The sequence below is a fragment of the Nocardiopsis sp. TNDT3 genome (assembly GCF_003427465.1).
Classification (GTDB): domain Bacteria; phylum Actinomycetota; class Actinomycetes; order Streptosporangiales; family Streptosporangiaceae; genus Nocardiopsis; species Nocardiopsis dassonvillei.
The window spans coordinates 1-2541 of the sequence record NZ_QPFC01000858.1 but is presented as its reverse complement, the minus strand read 5'-3'; the positions used below and the strand labels follow the sequence as shown (position 1 = coordinate 2541).

General features: G+C 73.9%; 3 protein-coding genes. 1 reads left to right on the top strand and 2 read right to left on the bottom strand.

Annotation, left to right across the window (positions count from 1 at the left end):
* Positions 1 to 10: 10 nt before the first annotated feature.
* Together DQW06_RS20665 and DQW06_RS20660 are read right to left on the bottom strand one after the other, a co-directional pair.
* The gene (locus DQW06_RS20665) at positions 11 to 910 is read right to left on the bottom strand and encodes a macrolide 2'-phosphotransferase (protein ID WP_117199127.1); all 900 of its coding nucleotides are present in this window, start codon (positions 908 to 910) and stop codon (positions 11 to 13) included.
* Positions 911 to 992: 82 nt separating this feature from the next.
* A complete protein-coding gene (locus tag DQW06_RS20660; RefSeq protein WP_071621908.1) occupies positions 993 to 1934 on the bottom strand; it encodes a LysR family transcriptional regulator in 942 nt (313 codons plus the stop codon).
* Between the two features lie 114 nt (positions 1935 to 2048).
* Between DQW06_RS20660 and DQW06_RS20655 the strand changes: the two genes are divergently transcribed.
* A partial coding sequence (locus DQW06_RS20655; protein ID WP_157983525.1) for a sugar O-acetyltransferase occupies positions 2049 to 2541 on the top strand: 493 nt, incomplete at its 3' end.

Here is a 2541-nt window from a genome sequence, read left to right as displayed (position 1 = left end):
CGGCGGTGCGTCAGGCCTCGGGGTTCAGCACCGCCGCCGCGGCGGCCAGGTCGGCCTCGGCGCCGGTGGTCAGCGCGTACAGGGCGTACCCGATCGGGGAGGCGTCCCACAGGTGCCTGGCCTGCGCCGCCAGGCCGGGGTGGACGTGCCCGCCCGCCCGCTCGTAGGCGGTGAGGGTGGCCCGCAGCATCTCTTCGCCCGCGGCGCCGTACTGGGCGGACAGGTCGCGTGCGGGGTCGTCCACGCGGGCGGTCGTCCAGTCCAGGACCCCGGTGACCGCGCCCTCCTCGTCGAGCAGCACGTGCGCGGGGTAGATCTCGCCGTGGGTCATGACGGTCCGCTCGGGCCAGCAGGTGTCGTCGTCGAGCCACGCCCTCCATGCCTCGGTCAGGGCGAGGGAGACGGTGAAGGCCTCGCTCACGCGGGCGATGTCGTCCCGCCACGCCTGACGTACCCGGTCCGGGGTACGGACCTCGACGCCCGCGGCCTCGGCCCGCTCCGGGGCGATCGAGTGCAGGCGGGCCAGCAGGCGCCCCAGGCGCTCGGCGTAGTCGGGGCTGGCGGGGTCCATGTGCCAGACGGGCTCCCCGGAGCCGGTCAGGGTCAGGCCCGGGGCGCCGGGCAGGGCCGGGTAGGCGATCAGCTCGGGGGAGCGGACCCGCCAGTCGGGGACCGCGACGCCGTCCTCGGCCAGAACCGGGGCGACCAGGTCGAGGACGCGCGTCTCGGCGGCCATGCCCTCGGAGACGTCGGCGCGGCGGGGTACGCGCAGCACCCACCTCCGGCCGGTCGCGTCGCGGGCCATGACGACGCGGTAGTCCAGGCCCGCCTCGTTCACCGTGGCGTCCCGCGCGGACAGGTGCAGGCCGTGGGCGGCGGCGAGGGTGATGGTGTCGTCGATGGTGCTCATGGGACCAAGTTCCCATCCGCGCCCACGTAACGCGAGGCGACGGGTCGTGCGGGTGCCGCCGAGGACGGAGCGGGCGGCCGGATCACCCGTCCGTCCGGCGGACCACCCAGTCCGGGGTCCACACGTCATCCGGGGTTCGCGGGCCCGAGGCGCGCAGGTACTCGCGCAGCGCGCTCAGCACGGGGTGCCGCTCCCCGCTGCGGGACAGCAGCACGTGCGGGTAGACCGGCGTCGGGTCGCGCAGGGGGACGCGCCGCAGGTCGTGGCCCTGGGGCCACAGGTACCGGTCCCCGCCGCCGACGAGGGTGGCCAGGGAGGCGGAGTCGGCCAGCGCGTCCATCAGGGCCTCGTCGCCGAAGTCGGGGCCGAGCGCGTCGATGCTCAGACCGAAGGCCTCCGACAGCGCCCGGTAGAACTCCGCCCACTCCGTGCCGGGCCTGATCCCGGGGATCCAGATCCGGTGACCGGCCAGGTCCGCGGGCCTGACCTCGGGTGCGTCCGCCAGCGGGTGGGTGGGCCCGACCAGGAGTTCCAGGGGTACGTCCAGGAGCCGTTCGGCGCTGATCCCGGCCGGGACCCGCTCGGCCGCCAGGGCGCGGAAGGACGCGTCGACGGTTCCTTCGAGCACCGCATGGGCGGCCTGGACGGCGTTCTCGCCGCCCAGCGTGACCGCGTCCAGGTCCATCCCGGGGTGGGAGCGGTAGAACCGGTAGACGGCCTGGGCCGGGGCGATGCGCCGGTTGAGCACGTCCACGCGCAGGGGTCGGCTGCCGGGGCGCACGGCCCGCTCGGCCTGCTCCAGGGCCGCGAGGACCTTCCTGGCGTGCGGCAGGAGGACCTGCCCGTCCAGGCTCGGTCTGGAGCCCCGGGAGGTCCGCACCAGGAGCGCGGCCCCCAGGTGTCGCTCCAGGGCCGCGATCCGCTTGGAGACCGCCTGCTGGCTGATCCCGAGCTCGTCCGCCGCGGCCTGGAACTGGCCGGTCCGGGCGACGGCCACGAACGTGCGCAGCGCTTCGACATCCACGGCCCCAGCCTACTTGCACAACCTCTGGTTGTGTCCGGTGGATCGTGCGGTTGTTTGACCACGCGTTCCGCCGGGTGGTGGGATCAGCGCATGTCCACACGCACAGAGCAGGTCATGTACGTCCAAACGCCCGAGTTCGCACGTCACGCGGAGCGCATCGCGGAGGTGACCGACGCGACGTCCCGTCTGAACGTGCTGCCGTTCAGCGACGGCGAGGGCCGCGCCGAACTACTTTCCGTTGTGTTCGGCGGCCCTCTTCCGGAGTCGGTGACGATCTATCCGCCGTTCTTCACCGAGTACGGGCTCAACACGGCGTTCGGGGAGGACGTCTTCGTCAACCAGGGCTGCACGTTCATGGACAGGGGCGGCATCCGCGTCGGCAACCGGGTCATGATCGCGCCGAGGGTCAGCCTCATCACCGGCGGGCACCCCCTGCCCCTCGCCGAGCGCCGCGAGTACCTCTCCTTCGCCCCCATCGTCATCGAGGACGACGTCTGGATCGGAGCGGCCGCCGTGGTCACGCAGGGGGTGACCATCGGCGCCGGATCCGTGGTCGCCGCGGGCGCGGTGGTCACCCGCGACGTCCCCGCCCGCACCCTGGTCGGGG